This window comes from Proteus sp. G2609 (assembly GCF_963896135.1).
GTDB classification, from domain to species: Bacteria; Pseudomonadota; Gammaproteobacteria; order Enterobacterales; family Enterobacteriaceae; genus Proteus; species Proteus mirabilis.
Map to the genome: position 1 here is coordinate 1 of NZ_CAWQNB010000024.1, position 19,571 is coordinate 19,571.

General features: G+C 39.9%; 12 protein-coding genes and 2 rRNA genes. 8 read left to right on the top strand and 6 right to left on the bottom strand.

Annotation, left to right across the window (positions count from 1 at the left end):
* Together AACV01_RS05680 and rrf are read left to right on the top strand one after the other, a co-directional pair.
* Positions 1-1,722, top strand: a 23S ribosomal RNA gene (locus AACV01_RS05680); the annotation flags it as partial.
* 117 nt (positions 1,723-1,839) lie between these two features.
* Positions 1,840-1,955: ribosomal RNA gene (gene rrf / locus AACV01_RS05685) — 5S ribosomal RNA — on the top strand.
* Between the two features lie 122 nt (positions 1,956-2,077).
* Here the strand turns inward: rrf and idi are convergent.
* Positions 2,078-2,623, bottom strand: coding sequence for an isopentenyl-diphosphate Delta-isomerase (gene idi / locus AACV01_RS05690; protein ID WP_049197719.1), 546 nt, complete (start codon positions 2,621-2,623; stop codon positions 2,078-2,080).
* 359 nt (positions 2,624-2,982) lie between these two features.
* Between idi and AACV01_RS05695 the strand changes: the two genes are divergently transcribed.
* On the top strand, positions 2,983-4,086 hold the full coding sequence (locus AACV01_RS05695) for a glycerol dehydrogenase (protein WP_004245929.1): 1,104 nt from the start codon (positions 2,983-2,985) through the stop codon (positions 4,084-4,086).
* 57 nt (positions 4,087-4,143) lie between these two features.
* Here AACV01_RS05695 and metA read toward each other — a convergent pair whose 3' ends face one another.
* Positions 4,144-5,073, bottom strand: coding sequence for a homoserine O-acetyltransferase MetA (metA, locus tag AACV01_RS05700; protein WP_004245927.1), 930 nt, complete (start codon positions 5,071-5,073; stop codon positions 4,144-4,146).
* Positions 5,074-5,414: 341 nt separating this feature from the next.
* Between metA and aceB the strand changes: the two genes are divergently transcribed.
* The 3 genes from aceB (at position 5,415) to aceK (ending at position 10,180) form a co-directional block, all read left to right on the top strand.
* Positions 5,415-7,007, top strand: coding sequence for a malate synthase A (gene aceB / locus AACV01_RS05705; protein ID WP_161682573.1), 1,593 nt, complete (start codon positions 5,415-5,417; stop codon positions 7,005-7,007).
* A gap of 75 nt (positions 7,008-7,082) precedes the next feature.
* Positions 7,083-8,390: an isocitrate lyase gene (gene aceA, locus AACV01_RS05710; protein ID WP_004245925.1), complete on the top strand. Its 1,308-nt coding sequence runs from the start codon at positions 7,083-7,085 to the stop codon at positions 8,388-8,390.
* A gap of 71 nt (positions 8,391-8,461) precedes the next feature.
* Positions 8,462-10,180 (top strand): bifunctional isocitrate dehydrogenase kinase/phosphatase, encoded by a 1,719-nt coding sequence (aceK, locus tag AACV01_RS05715; protein WP_161682575.1) that lies wholly within the window; start codon positions 8,462-8,464, stop codon positions 10,178-10,180.
* Positions 10,181-10,252: 72 nt separating this feature from the next.
* On the opposite strand, the gene AACV01_RS05720 is transcribed toward aceK, so the two are convergent.
* The 3 genes from AACV01_RS05720 to iclR form a co-directional block, all read right to left on the bottom strand.
* Complete coding sequence (locus AACV01_RS05720; RefSeq protein ID WP_004245923.1) at positions 10,253-10,894, bottom strand: bifunctional 4-hydroxy-2-oxoglutarate aldolase/2-dehydro-3-deoxy-phosphogluconate aldolase; 642 nt, start codon at positions 10,892-10,894, stop codon at positions 10,253-10,255.
* A gap of 75 nt (positions 10,895-10,969) precedes the next feature.
* A complete protein-coding gene (gene edd, locus AACV01_RS05725; protein ID WP_004249150.1) occupies positions 10,970-12,826 on the bottom strand; it encodes a phosphogluconate dehydratase in 1,857 nt (618 codons plus the stop codon).
* A gap of 305 nt (positions 12,827-13,131) precedes the next feature.
* The gene (iclR, locus tag AACV01_RS05730) at positions 13,132-13,968 is read right to left on the bottom strand and encodes a glyoxylate bypass operon transcriptional repressor IclR (RefSeq protein ID WP_004245921.1); all 837 of its coding nucleotides are present in this window, start codon (positions 13,966-13,968) and stop codon (positions 13,132-13,134) included.
* A gap of 263 nt (positions 13,969-14,231) precedes the next feature.
* Here iclR and metH point away from each other — a divergent pair, with 263 nt between their 5' ends.
* Positions 14,232-17,903 carry a methionine synthase gene (gene metH / locus AACV01_RS05735; protein WP_041701347.1) on the top strand — a complete coding sequence of 1,224 codons (3,672 nt, stop codon included), beginning with the start codon at positions 14,232-14,234 and terminating at the stop codon, positions 17,901-17,903.
* Positions 17,904-18,036: 133 nt separating this feature from the next.
* Positions 18,037-18,615 carry a hypothetical protein gene (locus tag AACV01_RS05740; protein ID WP_004249153.1) on the top strand — a complete coding sequence of 193 codons (579 nt, stop codon included), beginning with the start codon at positions 18,037-18,039 and terminating at the stop codon, positions 18,613-18,615.
* A gap of 70 nt (positions 18,616-18,685) precedes the next feature.
* Here AACV01_RS05740 and AACV01_RS05745 read toward each other — a convergent pair whose 3' ends face one another.
* Entirely contained in the window at positions 18,686-19,384 is a 699-nt protein-coding gene (locus AACV01_RS05745) for a hypothetical protein (protein ID WP_237584999.1), read from the bottom strand.
* Positions 19,385-19,571 lie beyond the last annotated feature (187 nt).

Here is a 19,571-nt window from a genome sequence, read left to right on the forward strand (position 1 = left end):
GTTGGGTAGGGGAGCGTTCTGTAAGCCTGCGAAGGTGTACTGTGAGGTATGCTGGAGGTATCAGAAGTGCGAATGCTGACATAAGTAACGATAATGCGGGTGAAAAACCCGCACGCCGGAAGACCAAGGGTTCCTGTCCAACGTTAATCGGGGCAGGGTGAGTCGACCCCTAAGGCGAGGCTGAAAAGCGTAGTCGATGGGAAACGGGTTAATATTCCCGTACTGGTGGTAACTGCGATGGGGGAACGGAGAAGGCTAGGTTGTCCGGGCGACGGTCGTCCCGGTTCAAGCAGGTAGGCAGAGTGATTAGGCAAATCCGGTCACTTAATGCTGAGATGTGATGACGAACCACCAAGGTGGTGAAGCAATTGATGCCCCGCTTCCAGGAAAAGCCTCTAAGCTTCAGGTTACCAACAATCGTACCCCAAACCGACACAGGTGGTCAGGTAGAGAATACTCAGGCGCTTGAGAGAACTCGGGTGAAGGAACTAGGCAAAATGGTGCCGTAACTTCGGGAGAAGGCACGCTGGCGGTAGGTAAAGTCCCTCGCGGACGGCGCTGAAGCCAGTCGAAGATACCAGCTGGCTGCAACTGTTTATTAAAAACACAGCACTGTGCAAACACGAAAGTGGACGTATACGGTGTGACGCCTGCCCGGTGCTGGAAGGTTAATTGATGGGGTTAGCGCAAGCGAAGCTCCTGATCGAAGCCCCAGTAAACGGCGGCCGTAACTATAACGGTCCTAAGGTAGCGAAATTCCTTGTCGGGTAAGTTCCGACCTGCACGAATGGCGTAATGATGGCCAGGCTGTCTCCACCCGAGACTCAGTGAAATTGAACTCGCTGTGAAGATGCAGTGTACCCGCGGCAAGACGGAAAGACCCCGTGAACCTTTACTATAGCTTGACACTGAACATTGAGCCTTGATGTGTAGGATAGGTGGGAGGCTTTGAAGTGTGGACGCCAGTCTGCATGGAGCCAACCTTGAAATACCACCCTTTAACGTTTGATGTTCTAACCTAGGCCCATAAACTGGGTCGGGGACCGTGTCTGGTGGGTAGTTTGACTGGGGCGGTCTCCTCCTAAAGAGTAACGGAGGAGCACGAAGGTTGGCTAAGCATGGTCGGACATCATGCGGTTAGTGCAAAGGCATAAGCCAGCTTGACTGCGAGAGTGACGGCTCGAGCAGGTACGAAAGTAGGTCTTAGTGATCCGGTGGTTCTGAATGGAAGGGCCATCGCTCAACGGATAAAAGGTACTCCGGGGATAACAGGCTGATACCGCCCAAGAGTTCATATCGACGGCGGTGTTTGGCACCTCGATGTCGGCTCATCACATCCTGGGGCTGAAGTAGGTCCCAAGGGTATGGCTGTTCGCCATTTAAAGTGGTACGCGAGCTGGGTTTAGAACGTCGTGAGACAGTTCGGTCCCTATCTGCCGTGGGCGTTGGAAGATTGAGAGGGGTTGCTCCTAGTACGAGAGGACCGGAGTGAACGCACCACTGGTGTTCGGGTTGTCATGCCAATGGCATTGCCCGGTAGCTAAGTGCGGAAGAGATAACCGCTGAAAGCATCTAAGCGGGAAACTTGCCTCGAGATGAGTCTTCCCTGTCGCTTTAAGCGACCTAAAGGAACGTTTAAGACTAAGACGTTGATAGGCTGGGTGTGTAAGCGTAGCGATACGTTGAGCTAACCAGTACTAATGAACCGTGAGGCTTAACCTGACAACACCGAAAGTGTTTTGTCAGAGAGACGAAACAATAAAGTCAGCTTGTTTAAGATTGAATTACTGGTTATAGACTGTGATAACAGAAGATAACGGGTAATTAAAACCGAATTTGCTTGGCGGCCATAGCGCGGTGGTCCCACCTGATCCCATGCCGAACTCAGAAGTGAAACGCCGTAGCGCCGATGGTAGTGTGGGGTCTCCCCATGTGAGAGTAGGGAACTGCCAAGCATTAAATAAGACGAGAAAGCCAACCCAATGGGTTGGCTTTTTTGCGTTTAGAAGATCGTATTTTACCTTGAGTCATGCTAACACTTTTTTATAGTTAAGTATCAATTTCAATAAGAGAGCAACTAAGTAATATTTTTACTCCATCGAGTAAACTGCTCTACACCAAGAGCCATTAATATATGGCAGAACCATGCACTATAGTTTTCAGGATGTTTTTCTACATCATGATAAAGCTCGTTTAATGAAATCCAACGATGATCCATAACTTCATCGGGATGACACTGCGGTGTTTTATCACTAAAGCCTAAAAAAAGATGATCAAACTCATGCTCAATAAGATCATCCGTGACTTTTTCATTATATAAAATCGTACCAATAGGTTGCATATCACACTGCATACCTAATTCTTCATTTAAACGCCGATGTATTGCTTGTGATAGAGGTTCATTGGGTAAAGGATGGCTACAACAAGTATTCGCCCATAGACCACCAGAGTGATATTTAGTCAGTGCTCGTTGCTGGATCAACATTTGTTGCTTAGAATTGAAAATAAATAATGAAAAGGCTCTATGTAAGGCACCAGTAATATGTGCCTCCAGCTTGGGCATGGTTCCTAGCTCATTGTCATTTTTATCAACGAGGATCACGGCGTCTTTCACAAAAATCACCTTGGTAAAAATAAAAGAGAGTTATAACGCGAATATACCATGCATGTATATCAAATAATGGTTAATTGTGTTGTTCCTTTAATGGTATTAGTGGGTAACGCTACTGATAACATCATAATATAGTTGTTTAGTTTTCTAGGTTTAATTGAAGTTTTAAGGGAAATTATCTTCTTTACGATAAGCTATCTTGCCATTCTATAAAATTTATTATTTTATTAACATGTTGTTTTCTTTAAACTAAATAGAATATATTGATAATATCTATTACAGAGTTTACTAGATTCGAATTCTGATGAGGGGTAAGATAAATGTTAATTCTGCTACTTACTGTAGCAAAATCTAAATAAAGGAATTTAGTTATGTCTTCTATATTACCTCGCTCTGTAACATCCCCTAAAAAATTCTTTATTGGTAGTCAATTACTTGCTTCTGTTGGTAATTATATGAAAGATTTCGGAGATAATGCTTTTATTATCAGCGATGAATTTTTCCTAGAAAAAGTAAATAAAGAAGCTTTGTCGTCAATTAAAGAAAATGGGCTATCTGGTTTCGTTGAAAAATTTAATTACGAATGTACAGAAGCTGAAGTGGATCGCTTGGGTAAGATTGTTGTTGAAAATAAAGCGAATGTTATTATCGGTATCGGTGGTGGTAAAACATTAGACGTATCTAAAGCGGTTGCTTATTATCATCACCTCCCTGTTATTTTATTCCCAACGATTGCTTCTACAGATGCACCTTGTACAGCACTTTCTGTTCTTTATAAAGAAAATGGTGAATTTGATAAATACTTATTCTTACCTCAGAACCCTGATATGGTGATTGCGGATACCGCGATTATTGCTTCTGCACCACAACGCTTCTTCTCTGCAGGTGTCGGTGATGCTTTAGCCACTTATTTTGAAGCACGTGCTTGCTATCAAGCTGATGGACTTAATTTAGTTAATCAACGTCCATCACGTACAGGTTTAGGTCTAGCACAATTGTGTTTTGAAATATTGAGTGAAAATATTGATAAAGCAATGGATGCTGTGCGCCATAAAATTACCACACAAGCTTTAGAGCAAACTATCGAAGCGACTATTTATTTAAGTGGTGTGGGGGCTGAAGCAGGTGGTTTAGCAGCCGCTCATGCGGTCAATAATGGTATGTCTGCAGTTGCTTCCTTACATCATGTGCAACATGGTGAAAAAGTGGTATTTGGATTATTAACACAATTAGTGTTAGAAAATGCGCCACAAGAAGAAATTGATGAAGTTATTCGTATTATCAAAGCGGCTGAATTGCCATTAACGCTTGAAGATATGGGAATGAAAGAGTTTATTGAAAGTGAATGGCGTAATGTAGCGAAAATTGCTTGTGCAGAAGGTGATACCATGGGCAATATGCCGATGAAAGTGACTGAAGAAGATGTCTACAACGCAATGATTGCAGCGAATGCATTAGCGCATCGCTATAAATAATCTCAAGTATTTTTTTTTAATATCAAACCCCAAATAAATTGAATTTGGGGTTTTATTTTAATCTAAAGTTGGGTTCATCTGTGCCAGATCAAATGGTGTAATTTGATAAACATAATAATTTAGCCAATTTGCAAAGAGTAAATGTCCATGACTACGCCAAGATACAAGAGGTTTTTTATTAGGATTATTATCGGGAAAATAATTTTCAGGTAGTTGTGGTGCTAAACCAGCTTTAACATCACGATGATATTCGTCAGCTAATGTATTGGGATCGTATTCTGGGTGACCTGTGGCAAAGACAACACGTTTATCTTTAGATGCGAATAGGTAAGCCCCTGCTTGCTCTGATGTTGCTAATATTTCTAAATCTGTATTTTGTTGAATAAACTCAACAGGAAAACCAGCATAACGTGAATGAGGGGCAAAGAATGTTTCATCAAACCCACGAGTCAGTAACGCGAAAGGATCACATGTTGTATGGCGATATACCCCAGAAATTTTTTGTTTTAAGGTATATTTAGGTAAGTCATATAAAATATTTAGGCCCGCTTGAGCGGCCCAGCAAATAAAAAGTGTTGAAGTAACATGCTCTTTTGCCCATGTAATGATTTCTTTTATTTCCTCCCAATAAGCCACATCTTCAAATTCAACTAAACCTAATGGTGCTCCCGTTACAATCAAGCCATCAAAATTCTGTTCTTTAATTTGGGCAAAATCACAATAAAAAGTATCAAGATGCTCAACAGGTGTATTTTTGGGAACACGAGAATCAATACGCAATAATTGGATATCAATTTGTAATGGACTATTAGAGAGCAACCGTAGAAATTGATTTTCTGTTTCTATTTTTTTGGGCATCAGATTGAGTAACAGTACTTTTAAAGGACGAATATCTTGAATACTCGCTCTACTTGATGTCATGACAAAGACATTCTCATTGCGTAAACAACTCACTGCGGGTAGTTCGTCTGGTACTCTGATCGGCATCTCAATAACCTCTAAAAAACATCTAGACATCTAGAAGCCTGAATTTAGCCAATTCAGATCTAAAAGTCGAGGTGTAGATGCTGTATATGAAGAATATTCATATAAGTAAATGTTATAAGCCGAGCTTTATGTGATCTTCGCATGATTTTAATTTGTTTAATCATTCAACAAACCAAGATCCCTCGAGTTATTTTTGAAATAGCCATTTTTATTCAGCCAAAAAACATTGGTGTAATCACATTGTTAAAAAATGTTTAAATAAAAATGGAATTCATTTTTGATTTTTGTAAAAACTGCATTAATCTTAATCAGGTGTGTAAAAGATTTTAGGGGAATGCAGAATGTCACAATCATTAACTACAGAAGCATTAAGCTTCACAAAACCTTTTGGGATAGCTGAAAAAAAGATATTAAATCATGATGTTGAGTCATTTTTGACTGATTTGGTCAGTCAGTTTTCAGAACGTCGTGACACCTTATTAGCAGAAAGAGAAATTTGGAAACAAAAAGTGGATAATGGAATGCTTCCTGATTTTATTTCAGAATCAGATTCCATTATAAACTCAGAATGGAAAGTGAATCCAATTCCTAAAGACTTGCAAGATCGTCGGGTCGAAATTACAGGCCCCGTAGATCGTAAAATGGTGATCAATGCATTAAATGCTAATGTAAAAGTATTTATGGCAGATTTTGAGGATTCACTTGCCCCGACATGGGATAAGGTTATTGATGGCCAAATTAATTTACGTGATGCTGTCAAAGGAACAATTTCCTATACCAATGAGCAAGGCAAGTGCTATCAACTAAAAGCATCGCCTGCGGTGTTAATTGCTCGAGTCAGGGGATTACACTTGCCAGAGAAGCATGTGCTATGGCAGGGAAAACCTATTCCTGGGTGCTTGTTTGATTTTGCCTTATATTTTTACCATAACTATAAAACATTACAGGCAAAGGGCAGTGGGCCTTATTTTTACATTCCTAAATTACAAACTTGGCAAGAGGCAAAATGGTGGAGTGATGTTTTTCATTTCACTGAAAAACGCTTCGGTTTAGCCAGCGGAACTATTAAAGCCACAGTATTAATTGAAACTTTACCGGCGGTATTTCAAATGGAAGAGATCTTATTCCATATGAAAGAGCATATTGTGGGCCTTAATTGTGGACGTTGGGATTATATCTTTAGCTATATCAAAACGTTGAAGAATTACCCTGATCGCGTGTTACCGGATAGACAGGGTATTACTATGACTCAACCTTTCTTAAGTGCTTATTCCCGACTACTTATTCAAACTTGTCATAAACGTGGTGCATTTGCGATGGGAGGAATGTCTGCTTTTATCCCCAGTCGCTCTGCGGAGCAAAATGGTGTCATTTTACAAAAGGTATTTGAAGATAAAGAGCTTGAAGCAACTAATGGCCATGATGGTACTTGGATAGCTCACCCTGGATTAGCCGAAACAGTGTTATCTGCGTTTGATGCGGTATTAGGAGAGCGAGCAAACCAACTTGATGTACAACGTAATGAAAAGATCACCGCAGAAATGTTATTGGCCCCCTGTGAAGGTGAAAGAACCGCAACAGGAATGAGAGCGAATATCCGCGTTGCTGTGCAATATATTGAAGCGTGGATCTCAGGTAATGGTTGTGTGCCTATTTATGGGCTAATGGAAGATGCCGCCACGGCGGAAATATCTCGAACCTCTATTTGGCAATGGATCCGTCATCAAAAACCATTATCGGATGGACAGATTGTAACAAAAGCGCTTTTTCGCAACATGTTGAAAGAAGAGCTGGAGGTAATTCGCCAAGAAGTGGGTGATACCCGCTTTGAGCAAGGTCGTTTTAAAGAAGCAGCAACCTTAATGGATAACATTACTACCCAAGATGAATTAGTCGATTTTCTGACTTTACCGGGTTATCAACTTTTAAATTAAAAAAGATACGTCATAACGTATTTATAAACTGCAAATATAAAACATCATCACTACCAGATTTATAGGAGTTATTTTATGTCTATGAGTAGATCAGAGCAGATTGCCCAATTAGAAAAAGAGTGGGAACAACCTCGCTGGAAAGGGATCAAACGTCCTTATAGCGCAGAAGATGTCATTAAATTACGAGGTTCCGTTAACCCTGAACATACCTTAGCAAGACGTGGTGCGCAACGGCTTTGGTCATCATTAAATGGTAAGTCGAAGAAGGGATATGTCAATGCATTAGGTGCTTTAACAGGAGGGCAAGCATTACAGCAAGCTAAAGCGGGATTAGAAGCCATTTATCTATCTGGTTGGCAAGTGGCAGCTGATGCGAATACTGCTGCCAGTATGTACCCTGATCAATCTTTATACCCGGTGGACTCTGTACCCAATGTTGTTCAGCGTATTAATAATACGTTTAGACGAGCTGATCAAATTCAGTGGTCAAATGGTATCGGCCCTCAGCATAAAGATTATATTGATTTTTTCCTTCCTATTGTTGCTGATGCGGAAGCGGGTTTTGGTGGTGTGCTTAACGCATTTGAATTAATGAAAGCAATGATTGAGGCGGGTGCAGCAGGCGTTCACTTTGAAGATCAGTTAGCCGCAGTGAAAAAATGCGGTCATATGGGCGGAAAAGTCTTAGTACCTACGCAAGAGGCTGTGCAAAAGCTGGTGGCAGCACGTTTAGCGGCAGATGTTTCTGATGTTCCTACCTTATTAGTTGCCAGAACTGATGCGGATGCGGCAGATCTCTTAACTTCAGATTGCGATCCTTACGATAGTTCATTTTTAACTGGTGAGCGTACCGCTGAAGGTTTTTTCTGTACTCATGCAGGAATTGATCAAGCCATTAGTCGAGGACTTGCTTATGCCCCTTATGCCGATTTGGTTTGGTGTGAGACTTCCACTCCGGATCTGAAAATGGCGGCTAAATTTGCCGAAGCGATCCATGATAAATATCCCGGTAAAATGTTAGCGTATAACTGTTCTCCATCTTTTAACTGGAAAAAGAATCTTGACGATAGCACGATCGCCCATTTCCAAGATGAGCTTTCTGCGATGGGGTATAAATTCCAGTTTATCACTTTAGCGGGTATTCATAGTATGTGGTTCAATATGTTCGATTTAGCGCATGATTACGCTAAAGGTGAAGGTATGAAACACTATGTTGAAAAGGTACAAGAAAAAGAATTTGCTGCACTATCGAAAGGCTACACCTTCTCATCTCATCAACAAGAAGTGGGCACCGGCTATTTTGATAAAGTGACGACGATTATTCAAGGTGGTATGTCATCTGTTACGGCATTAACTGGCTCTACTGAAGAGCAACAATTCTAGTCCTTACTGTGATGCACTTTTGTGGTGATAATTCAGGAGCAGGATGCTCCTCTTTTTCATGAGGTCAGTTGATGACAACTGAAGACTTAGTCGCTCAAACGATCTTACAAGGCTTTGATGCACAATATGGGCGTTTTCTTGAGATAACGTCAGGTGCTCAATATCGTTTTGAGCAAGCAGATTGGCATGGTATTCAATTGGCGATGAAAGAGCGCATCCGCTTATACGATAATCATGTTGGATTAGTTGTGGAACAACTTAGATGTATCCGACATGATATTGATAAAGAAAGTGTTTTCTTACAAAAAGTCAAAGAGCGATACACACAATTATTACCTAACTATCCCCGTTTTGAAATTGCTGAAAGTTTTTTTAATTCAGTCTATTGTCGTCTATTTCATCATCGAGAGCTTAATAAAAAAAACTTATTCGTTTTTTCATCACAACCTGCGTATCGTTTTACGCAAGCCCCTCGTCCTTTATCAAGAACGTTTGTTATACAAAGTGATTTACCCGCATTATTGCAAGATATTTTATCGCGCCTACCTTTGCGTTTACCGTGGCAAAATAAATCGCGAGATATTCAATTTATTTGCCAAACGCTCTATGCGCAATTTAGCCATGAGGAATTACAAAATGCGGTATTTCACATTGCTAATGAGCTATTTTACCGTAATAAAGCGGCATGGATGATTGGTAAGATAGCGATAAATAATCAATTTATTCCCCTGTTATTACCTATTCATAATATTGAACAGCACTTAGTTATTGATACCTGTTTAACGACAACAGATGAAGCCAGTATTGTATTTGGCTTTGCTCGTTCTTATTTTATGGTTTATGCGCCATTTCCCGCGGCATTAGTAACATGGTTACGGGATATTCTCCCTGAAAAGTCTATTGCTGAGCTCTATATGTCGATTGGTTGTCAGAAACATGGCAAAACTGAATATTACCGTGAATACCTTGCTTTTATGAATTTTTCATCGGAACAGTTTATTGAAGCTCCGGGGGTAAAAGGAATGGTGATGCTCGTTTTCACACTGCCTACTTACGATAGAGTGTTTAAAGTGATCAAAGATAGGTTTGCGCCACAAAAAACAATGACCGCAGAGCGTGTCAAAGAGTGCTATCGCTTGGTGAAAGAACATGATCGTGTTGGGAGAATGGCGGATACGCAAGAGTTTGAGAACTTTGTTATTGATAAAAAGCGGATCAGTAACGACTTAATGGCGATCTTAGAACAGGAGATCTCCAATAAATTAGAAGATCTAGGTGATAAGTTACTGATCAGCCATCTGTATATGGAACGCCGTATGACGCCACTTAATATCTATATGGAGCAGTGTAACGATAAACAGTTAAAAGCTGTGGTTGAAGATTATGGCCAAGCACTTAAAGAGTTGATTGCCGCAAATATTTTTCCTGGTGATATGTTATTTAAGAATTTTGGCGTGACACGTCATCATCGCGTTATTTTTTATGATTATGATGAAATAAGTTATATGACAGATATGAATTTCCGTGCCATTCCTCCCGCCCGCTATCCTGAAGATGAACTGGCCAGTGAGCCTTGGTATAGCGTTGCTGAAAATGATGTTTTTCCTGAAGAGTTTCGTTACTTTTTATGTTGTGATAAGCAAGTATGTCATTATTTTGAAGCTCAACATCGTGATCTTCTTTCACCTGAATACTGGCAACAACAGCAGCAAAGAATTAAACAAGGGTATATTGAAGATGTTTACGCCTATCCACAAAGTAAACGTTTCATTGATAACGATATCGGTTAATAAAAAAGAGTAATAAAGATAGATAATCGAATGATATACCTATCTTTATTGGGTAATAATTAAAGCATTAAATTAATGTTGAGCGCCAGCAACAGCTTCTTTTGCTAGCTCAGTAATACGTTGATAATCCCCTGCTTTCACTGCATCACTTGGAACTAACCAAGAGCCACCGATACAAAGTACACTTTCCAGTGCAAGGTAGTTACGGTAGTTTTCTGGCGAAATACCGCCGGTTGGGCAGAAACGTACTTGTGAGAATGGTCCTGCAATTGCTTTTAATGCTTTAACGCCACCATTAGCTTCTGCTGGGAAAAACTTAAATTCATTTAAACCGTAACTCATACCGAGCATTAATTCAGAAACAGTCGAGATACCAGGAATAAGAGGAATAGAGCCTGCTACCGCAGCTTTTAATAGTGCATCGGTTAAGCCTGGGCTAATGGCAAATTGCGCACCCGCTTCTGTGACTTGGGCTAATTGTTGAGGGTTGATCACTGTTCCTGCACCAACAATGGCTTCTGGTACTTCTTTAGCAATGCGACGAATAGCTTCAATAGCGCAGTCTGTACGTAGTGTCACTTCTAAAACTTTTACGCCACCGGCGACTAACGCTTTTGCGACAGGTACAGCTTCTTCAATATGATTAATAACAATAACAGGAACAACGGGCCCTGATTTTAGTACAGACTCTGCACTTGTATTCCAATGATTCATCTTTATCTTTCCTAATCAGCAATGAAGAGCAAATAAATAGGCTTGCTCCTCATTAGGCAATGAAAACTTTATGTATTAAAAATCAATACAGCAAGCACCTTGTTCAGCACCTGATAAATGGCGACGTAAATTAACGAACAACTCACGACCGCAACCGCTATTGTTTGCGCTGAGATCAGGTATTTCAGTTTGGCGAGCTTCTAAGGTTTGTTCATCAACTAAGAGTGTTAATTCACCTGTTTTGCCATTAACACGAATAATGTCACCATCTTGTACTTTTGCTAATAGTCCACCGTTTACTGCCTCTGGAGTTACATGAATAGCGGCAGGAACTTTACCTGATGCACCAGAAAGACGGCCATCTGTGACTAATGCCACTTTATAGCCTTTATCCATCAATACCCCTAAAGGAGGCATGAGTTTATGTAATTCTGGCATCCCATTGGCTTGGGGACCTTGATAACGCACAACGACTACACAATCTTTATTCAATTCACCGGCGCTAAATTTAGCGGCAATATCATGTTGACTATTAAACACAACAGCAGGTGCTTCAATAATTTTATTTTCATCAGGCACCGCCGACGTTTTCATCACTGCTCGACCTAAATTACCCTCCATCACCTGTGTTCCGCCGTGTGAAGAGAATGGCGTATTGATATCGGCAATCACATCTTTATCTAAAGATTGTATTGCACCTTCACGCCAATCAAGTTTACCTTCATTTAGCCACGGCTCTAAGGTATAGCGTTCAATACCAAATCCTGCCACCGTATTGACATCGCGATGAATTAAGCCTTTTTTCAGTAATTCACGAATAATAAGAGCAAGACCACCTGCCGCTTGGAATTGATTAATATCTGCCGGACCATTAGGATAAATACGAGCAATTAATGGCACAACTTGTGATAATTGAGAAAAATCATCCCAATTAATCATAATGCCCGCCGCCCGTGCCATTGCCACTAAATGCATGGTGAGATTTGTTGAGCCACCTGTGGCTAACAGCACAATAATACCGTTAACAATCACCTTTTCGTCAACTAATTGACCAATAGGTAAATAATTTCCTGAGTTTTCTGTTAAGCGTACAATTTGTTTTGCTGCCGCTTCTGTTAATGCTTCACGTAATGGAGTATCTGGGTGAACAAAAGAGGAGCCAGGTAAATGTAAGCCCATTGCCTCCATCACCATTTGGTTGGAGTTTGCTGTACCATAAAAAGTACAAGTTCCCATACTATGGTAAGAGGCCGCTTCTGCTTCTAATAAAGCATTACGGTCGACCTTGCCTTCTGCATACAGTTGGCGAATACGCACCTTTTCTTTATTGGGTAAACCACTGGTCATTGGACCTGCAGGGACGAAAATTGCAGGCAGATGACCGAATGACAGTGCTGCCATAGTAAGCCCTGGAACGATTTTATCGCAGATCCCTAAATAAAGGGCGCCATCAAACATATTATGAGATAACCCTACAGCTGCAGACATAGCAATAACATCGCGACTTAGCAGTGATAGCTCCATTCCATCTTGCCCTTGTGTCACACCATCACACATCGCAGGCACACCACCAGCGACTTGACCTACAGCACCAACAGTATGCAATGCCGCTTTAATTTTTTGTGGATAATCTTCATAAGGTTTATGAGCGGATAACATATCGTTATACGCAGTAATGATGGCGATATCATTATGAACCATATTCTTAAGTAAATTTTTATCTTCACTTTGACAGGCGGCAAAACCATGAGCCAAATTACCGCAAGCTAACTGGGCACGGTGTACGGTTTGGCTTTTAGCAGCTTCAATTTTTTTCAGATAAGCGCGACGAGTTATTTGTGAGCGAGCAACAATACGTTCAGTCACTTGTTGTACGGTTTCGTTTAATGCGGCGAAGTTGTTCTGAAACTGGTCATGATTTTTCGGGTTCATAATAGTGCTTCCTTTATTCACACAGGGTGACGGCATTACTTATTGCTATAAGAAAAAATATAAGCGCTTAGCAATAACTTGTTACCGGTAACATTGTTACGGGTAACAAGCTCAGTTGCAATACTCTTAAACCAAGCTTAAACAACATCTGTGATCGATATCAATTTTTTAAGATGATAAGTAACAGTTTTTTAATATTTAACGGCTAAAAATGAAAAAAAACGATTTTTGCATAAGCTGAATCGTTTTATTTAAGGAGAAGCCTTCCTAATTTGTACATAAATAAATAGAAAGGCCTAGCTGGGTTAACTTTTTACACCACCATATTCACGGCTGATCTGCTTAGCCGCTTTTATCACCAGTGCACCTAATTCCGTAATGCGTGAATCTGTCATTCTAGATACGGGGCCAGAGAGTGAAATAGCGGCAAAAGGCTGGTGGTGTTCATCATAGATACAAGCGCCAATACAACGTAAACCTAATGCATGCTCTTCATCATCAAAAGAGAAGCCTTGTTTACGAGCTTGTTCTAAATTCTCTTTTAATGCGGAAGGTAAGGTTTTGGTATAAGGGGTATAGGCCATCAGACCTTTTTTCTGTAAAAGGGGGAGTAACTTATTTTCCGGTAAAGTGGATAGAAATGCTTTACCTGCACCAGATGCATGCATTGGCAACTTGCCGCCAATTGGGGCAGACATTCTCATTAATGCATTACATTGTACTTGGTCGACAATCACCGCATCAAATTCAACTTGATCAAGAATAGCCAAATTAACGGTTTCACCTGAATCTTCCATTAATTGACGCAATATAGGGTGCACCATAACCAGTAGGTTACGGGTTTGCAGAAAGCTACTACCGACAATAAAGGCATGAGTGCCCACTACCCATAAACCTAAATCACCTACTTGGCGTACAAAACCATGTTGTTGCAAAGTAGTAAGTAAGCGGTGAGTAGTGGAATTGGGTAGTCCTGCTTGAAAAGCTAAATCAGTTAAAGCAATACCGCCTGGAGATTCGGAAATATATTCCAATAATGTTAAGCCACGGCTTAATGACTGAACGGGGCCACCTTGTGCAGTACTTTGAGTTGCGGGTGTTTTTGGCTTACGAGCTTTTTTATTGGTAGGGGAGACGGTCATACTTACACTCCAGAAATACTGTCCATATTATCCTCTATTATGACCTATATAACGTAATAAAACTCCTCTGATCTGTATATTTTTCAAAACAAAGCATATGAAAACAAATATTGATGTTATCGGGTTATGGTTAGGTGAAAATCTCTCATATTCCTCTTAGGAATCTTTGCAAAGAGATATGATAGGATAAAAAAACAACGAACTTGCTATATAACGAAAATAACAACAACACAATATTCTTTGGTAGAGGAAGCAATGTGACCATGATAACTCAGCAGCTTACGCAAGCATTAGCCAAACGGATCTTAGTCCTTGATGGCGCAATGGGAACCATGATCCAGCAATATCAGCTGGCAGAAGAAGATTACCGAGGTGAACGTTTTGCCCATTGGCAATGTGATGTTAAAGGGAATAATGACCTTTTAGTCTTGACGCAGCCGCAGATCATTACTGAAATTCATAATGCTTATTTTGAAGCCGGTGCAGATATCGTAGAAACAAACACCTTTAATGCAACCTCTATTGCCATGGCTGATTATCAGATGGAAGGGTTATGTGCAGAATTGAATGAAGAGGCTGCTAAACTTGCCAGAGCCTGTGCTGATAAATGGAGTGCATTAACGCCAGATAAACCACGTTATGTTGCAGGGGTATTAGGGCCAACCAATAGAACAGCATCCATTTCTCCGGATGTTAACGATCCCGCGTTTCGTAATATCTCATTTGATACATTGGTGATGGCTTATCGAGAGGCGATCTGCGGACTCATTAAAGGAGGGGTGGATTTAATTATGGTGGAAACCATTTTTGACACCCTAAATGCTAAAGCGGCTATTTTTGCGATTAAATGTGAGTTTGATAATCTTAATATTGAATTACCGGTGATGATCTCAGGGACTATCACTGATGCGTCAGGTAGAACATTAACAGGGCAAACCACAGAAGCTTTTTATCACTCACTACGTCATGCCGACGCGTTATCATTTGGTTTAAATTGTGCGCTAGGGCCAAAAGAATTACGCCAATATATTCAAACTCTCTCCCAAATATCAGAAACTTATGTCAGTGCTCACCCTAATGCTGGCTTACCTAATGCCTTTGGCGGATATGATTTAGATGCCAATGAGATGGCGGAACAAATCAAGGAGTGGGCGCAAGCTGGGTTTCTTAATATTGTCGGTGGTTGTTGTGGCACAACCCCTGCCCATATTCAGGCTATTGCTCAAGCGGTTGATGGCATAGCACCTAGAACATTACCTGTCATTAAAAAAGCCTGTCGACTCTCAGGTCTTGAGCCTTTGGTCATTGATGATAATTCGCTGTTCGTCAATGTGGGGGAACGAACGAATGTGACAGGTTCGGCTAAATTTAAACGTTTAATAAAAGAAGGTAATTACCAAGAAGCCCTTGATGTTGCTCGTCAGCAAGTTGAAAACGGTGCTCAAATCATCGATATCAATATGGATGAAGGCATGTTAGATGCGATAGAAGCAATGACACGTTTTCTTAATCTTATTGCGGGTGAACCCGATATTGCCAAAGTCCCGATTATGATTGACTCGTCAAAATGGCAAGTCATTGAGGAAGGATTGAAATGTATTCAGGGTAAGGGAATAGTCAATTCGATTTCGATGAAAGAAGGGGAAGCCCTTTTTATTGAGCATGCAAAATTAGTTCGTAAGTATGGTGCTGCGGTTGTCGTGATGGCGTTTGATGAAATAGGGCAAGCAGATACTCGAGAGCGAAAAATAGAAATTTGTCGGCGTGCGTATTATCTATTAACTGAAAAAGCTGGATTTCCACCAGAAGATATTATTTTTGATCCCAATATTTTTGCTGTAGCAACGGGTATTGCTGAACATAATAATTATGCGGTTGATTTTATAGAAGTTTGTGCGGATATTAAATCTCAACTGCCTTATGCTTTAATTTCTGGCGGTGTTTCTAATGTGTCATTCTCTTTTCGGGGCAATGATCCCGTTCGGGAAGCTATCCACTCCGTTTTTCTCTATTACGCTGTAAAAAATGGTATGGATATGGGGATTGTCAATGCTGGGCAGCTCGCTATTTATGACTCATTACCGGATGAACTACGTAATGCGGTAGAGGATGTTATTTTAAATCGCCATGCAGAGAGTACTGATAATTTACTGGCACTCGCAGAGCGTTATCGTGGTACTAAAAGTGAGGAACAGCACTCTACGCTTGCGCAATGGCGACAATGGGAGGTCGAAAAGCGCCTAGAGTACGCGTTAGTGAAAGGGATCACCGAATTTATCATTGAAGATACCGAAGCGTGCCGCCAACAAGCTTCGAGTCCTATCGAAGTGATAGAAGGGCCATTAATGAATGGCATGAACACAGTGGGCGATCTGTTTGGTGAAGGTAAAATGTTTTTACCCCAAGTAGTAAAATCGGCACGGGTGATGAAACAGGCCGTAGCTTACCTTGAACCTTATATTCAAGCGACAAAAAAAGCAGGCAGCTCGGCAGGAAAAGTGTTACTGGCGACAGTAAAGGGAGATGTCCACGACATTGGCAAAAATATTGTCGGAGTGGTGTTGCAATGTAATAACTATGAAATTATCGATCTGGGGGTCATGGTACCTTGCGATAAAATCTTGCAAACAGCCATTGACGAAAATGTTGATATTATTGGATTGTCTGGATTGATCACTCCATCACTGGATGAGATGGTGAATGTTGCTAAGGAGATGGAAAGACGCGGTTTTTCTCTTCCTTTAATGATTGGTGGTGCGACAACATCGAAAGCGCACACGGCAGTAAAAATTGAACCTAATTACAGCCACCCAACCGTTTATGTGCAGAATGCGTCAAGAACGGTCGGGGTGGTCGCTGCATTATTATCGGCCACACAAAAGGCTGATTTTGTCGCTAAAACACGCCATGAATATGAAGTGGTACGTCAGCAGTATGCGAGAAAAAAACCGCGTACGCCTCCCGTTTCCTTAGCGACAGCTCGTGCCAATGCATTGCAGCTTGACTGGCAACACTATACGCCACCTAAGCCGAACCAATTAGGGGTACAACAAGTTACAGCCAATATTGAAACTTTACGTAAGTATATCGACTGGACACCTTTCTTTATGACTTGGTCATTGGCGGGGAAATATCCACGTATATTAGAAGATGAGGTTGTCGGAGAAGAGGCAAGACGCGTTTTTGCAGATGCGAATGCCATGTTGGATAAACTCAGCCGTGAAAAATTACTGACACCGAAAGGTATCGTTGGTTTATTCCCTGCTAATCGCCTTGGTGATGACATTATTATTTACCAAGATGAAACGCGACAGCATGAGTTATTACGTTGTTGCCATTTACGCCAACAAACAGAAAAAAAAGAGTACCCTAACTATTGCTTAGCAGACTTTATTGCCCCTGTGGATAGTGGTCTTGCTGACTATTTTGGTGCTTTTGCAGTTACCGGCGGTCTAGAAGAAGATGCACTCGCTAATGGGTATGATAATGCTCATGATGATTACAATAAAATTATGGTAAAAGCGCTATCCGATCGTCTTGCAGAAGCTTTTGCCGAATATTTGCATCAACAAGTGAGAACCAAGATTTGGGGTTACAGTCCTGACGAAGCGCTCTCTAATGACGAGTTGATTAGAGAAAAATATCAAGGAACACGACCTGCACCGGGATATCCGGCTTGCCCAGAGCACACAGAAAAAGCAAAAATTTGGCAACTGTTAAATGTAGAAAATCGTATTGGTATGAAGCTTACTGATGCTTATGCGATGTGGCCGGGGGCTTCGGTATCGGGTTGGTATTTTAGTCATCCTGAAAGTAAATATTTTGCCGTCGCTCAAATTCAAAAAGATCAGGTGGAAGATTACGCCAAACGTCGTGGTATGAGTATAAGTGAAGTTGAGCGTTGGTTAGCCCCTAATTTAGGCTATGAGCCTTAATTAAACGGTATCTGAAGATTATAATAATGTAATAAATAACAAGGTGATAATCATATCCCCTTGTTATTTTCTCTCGCAGTTCCCATTAAAGATGTATAAGCTGTAAGCCTGTATCAGAAAAAAGGACATGATGATGAGTTATACTTTGTATCTTCAGCAAACCCCAACAGTTGGCACTAAAGTTCCTTTTCCTTCTTTAGCCAAAGGAAATTACCCATTAAATGAAGTTATCATTAATGCGTTTTTAAATCTGATGCAATTAACAGGGAATTTGGATACAGATGCATTATTAGATGAAAAAATGTTTGATAAGATTTGGCTTAAGGCTGAAATGACACCGGCGCGCATGGAAGAAATTGGTGACTATATTTATCATCATATTCCTACACATCCAGCCCCCCTAGAAGAAGAGATCACACTATTTAAGCAAGCTATGCAAGAAGAAGAGGCATTGTTAGCTAAAGAGAGTGAAAAAGAAGGGTGTATTCCAATTTATAAGTTTGCTACAAATGATGGTTGGATTGTGACACCGAAAGAGTGTGAGATTATTGCCTCAGCACTTACAGCTAAGCTTCTTGAAGATAACCATGTATTTGTGGAACAAGTGGCTAAGATGTCTCATATTGCCTATCGCTCGTTAGAAATCGCGTTGATTGATTTTGGTAAATTTAATCAATTTGCTAAAAAATATGGTGGTTATCGAGTTTATTAAAAAATAAAAAGCGGATCTTTCTATCGAAAGGCATCCGCTTACGTTAATACTGTAATAGGGTTGGATATTGTTAGAAAGGTATATTTATTTTTTTTAAAAATTCTTTATATGTGTTTATTTTTTCTTTGTTCTCTGAACTGATAAACAAACTCTTTTTATGGATGTTTATCATATTGTTGATACAATCAATATTGATTTTTTCTTTTGGTATTGATTCTCTTTCGATTCTGTTGGGGAAAACTTCAGTATAGAATAAAAATTTGAGAGTTTCTTGATTAGGATATGAAAGAAAATCTGATTTATTGTTAAAATATGCAAGTGTATTTTCATTTTCATTTAATCTAATTTTTATTATTTCTTTTTGTTGATTTAAATCATTTATTTCACTTTTAAAATTGTTTGTTAAAACATTTTTCATGTTTTTATAGTCATGCTCATTTGTAACTAAACCTGATTTATATCTATTTTTAATTAAATCATTAATTGATTTTATATCATTGTATTTTTCTTTTAATTTTGATTCTATTCCTGTAAGTGCGTGTTGATTTTTATTAATTCTATTATTGATATTTGCTATTGAGGCTATGATGCTATTTTGTGGTTTATAAAAAGTATGAGTATTAACACATGAATTTTGAAAAGGTTGTGATAGATTATATAGTGATTTTATTTCATTTCGTAGTTCTTTTAATTTTTTACTCTTATTTATAACGTTCACATGCATATATTGGACAGTTTTACAAATATCATAGCTTAATTTTATAGACATAACTCCCTCTTAAAGATGATAAAATAAATTAAAAATACTCTATATTATTTTTAAATATAATAATTTTAAATATAAATCATTTTAGCTGTAAAAATAAATAAAAATAGGCTCCTTATTGCAAGAAGCCTATGTTAAATTCTAAAGTCATTGAAATGTTGTTATTCTATTTTCATATCTTAATCTTATT

What these genes read in the sequence shown, in the direction of transcription:
- AACV01_RS05695 (WP_004245929.1), top strand. Translation starts at nt 2,983, where the DNA reads ATGTCTTCTATATTACCTCGCTCTGTAACATCCCCTAAAAAATTCTTT.
- metA (WP_004245927.1), bottom strand. Translation starts at nt 5,073, where the DNA reads ATGCCGATCAGAGTACCAGACGAACTACCCGCAGTGAGTTGTTTACGC.
- aceB (WP_161682573.1), top strand. Translation starts at nt 5,415, where the DNA reads ATGTCACAATCATTAACTACAGAAGCATTAAGCTTCACAAAACCTTTT.
- aceA (WP_004245925.1), top strand. Translation starts at nt 7,083, where the DNA reads ATGTCTATGAGTAGATCAGAGCAGATTGCCCAATTAGAAAAAGAGTGG.
- aceK (WP_161682575.1), top strand. Translation starts at nt 8,462, where the DNA reads ATGACAACTGAAGACTTAGTCGCTCAAACGATCTTACAAGGCTTTGAT.
- AACV01_RS05720 (WP_004245923.1), bottom strand. Translation starts at nt 10,894, where the DNA reads ATGAATCATTGGAATACAAGTGCAGAGTCTGTACTAAAATCAGGGCCC.
- edd (WP_004249150.1), bottom strand. Translation starts at nt 12,826, where the DNA reads ATGAACCCGAAAAATCATGACCAGTTTCAGAACAACTTCGCCGCATTA.
- iclR (WP_004245921.1), bottom strand. Translation starts at nt 13,968, where the DNA reads ATGACCGTCTCCCCTACCAATAAAAAAGCTCGTAAGCCAAAAACACCC.
- metH (WP_041701347.1), top strand. Translation starts at nt 14,232, where the DNA reads ATGATAACTCAGCAGCTTACGCAAGCATTAGCCAAACGGATCTTAGTC.
- AACV01_RS05740 (WP_004249153.1), top strand. Translation starts at nt 18,037, where the DNA reads ATGAGTTATACTTTGTATCTTCAGCAAACCCCAACAGTTGGCACTAAA.
- AACV01_RS05745 (WP_237584999.1), bottom strand. Translation starts at nt 19,384, where the DNA reads ATGTCTATAAAATTAAGCTATGATATTTGTAAAACTGTCCAATATATG.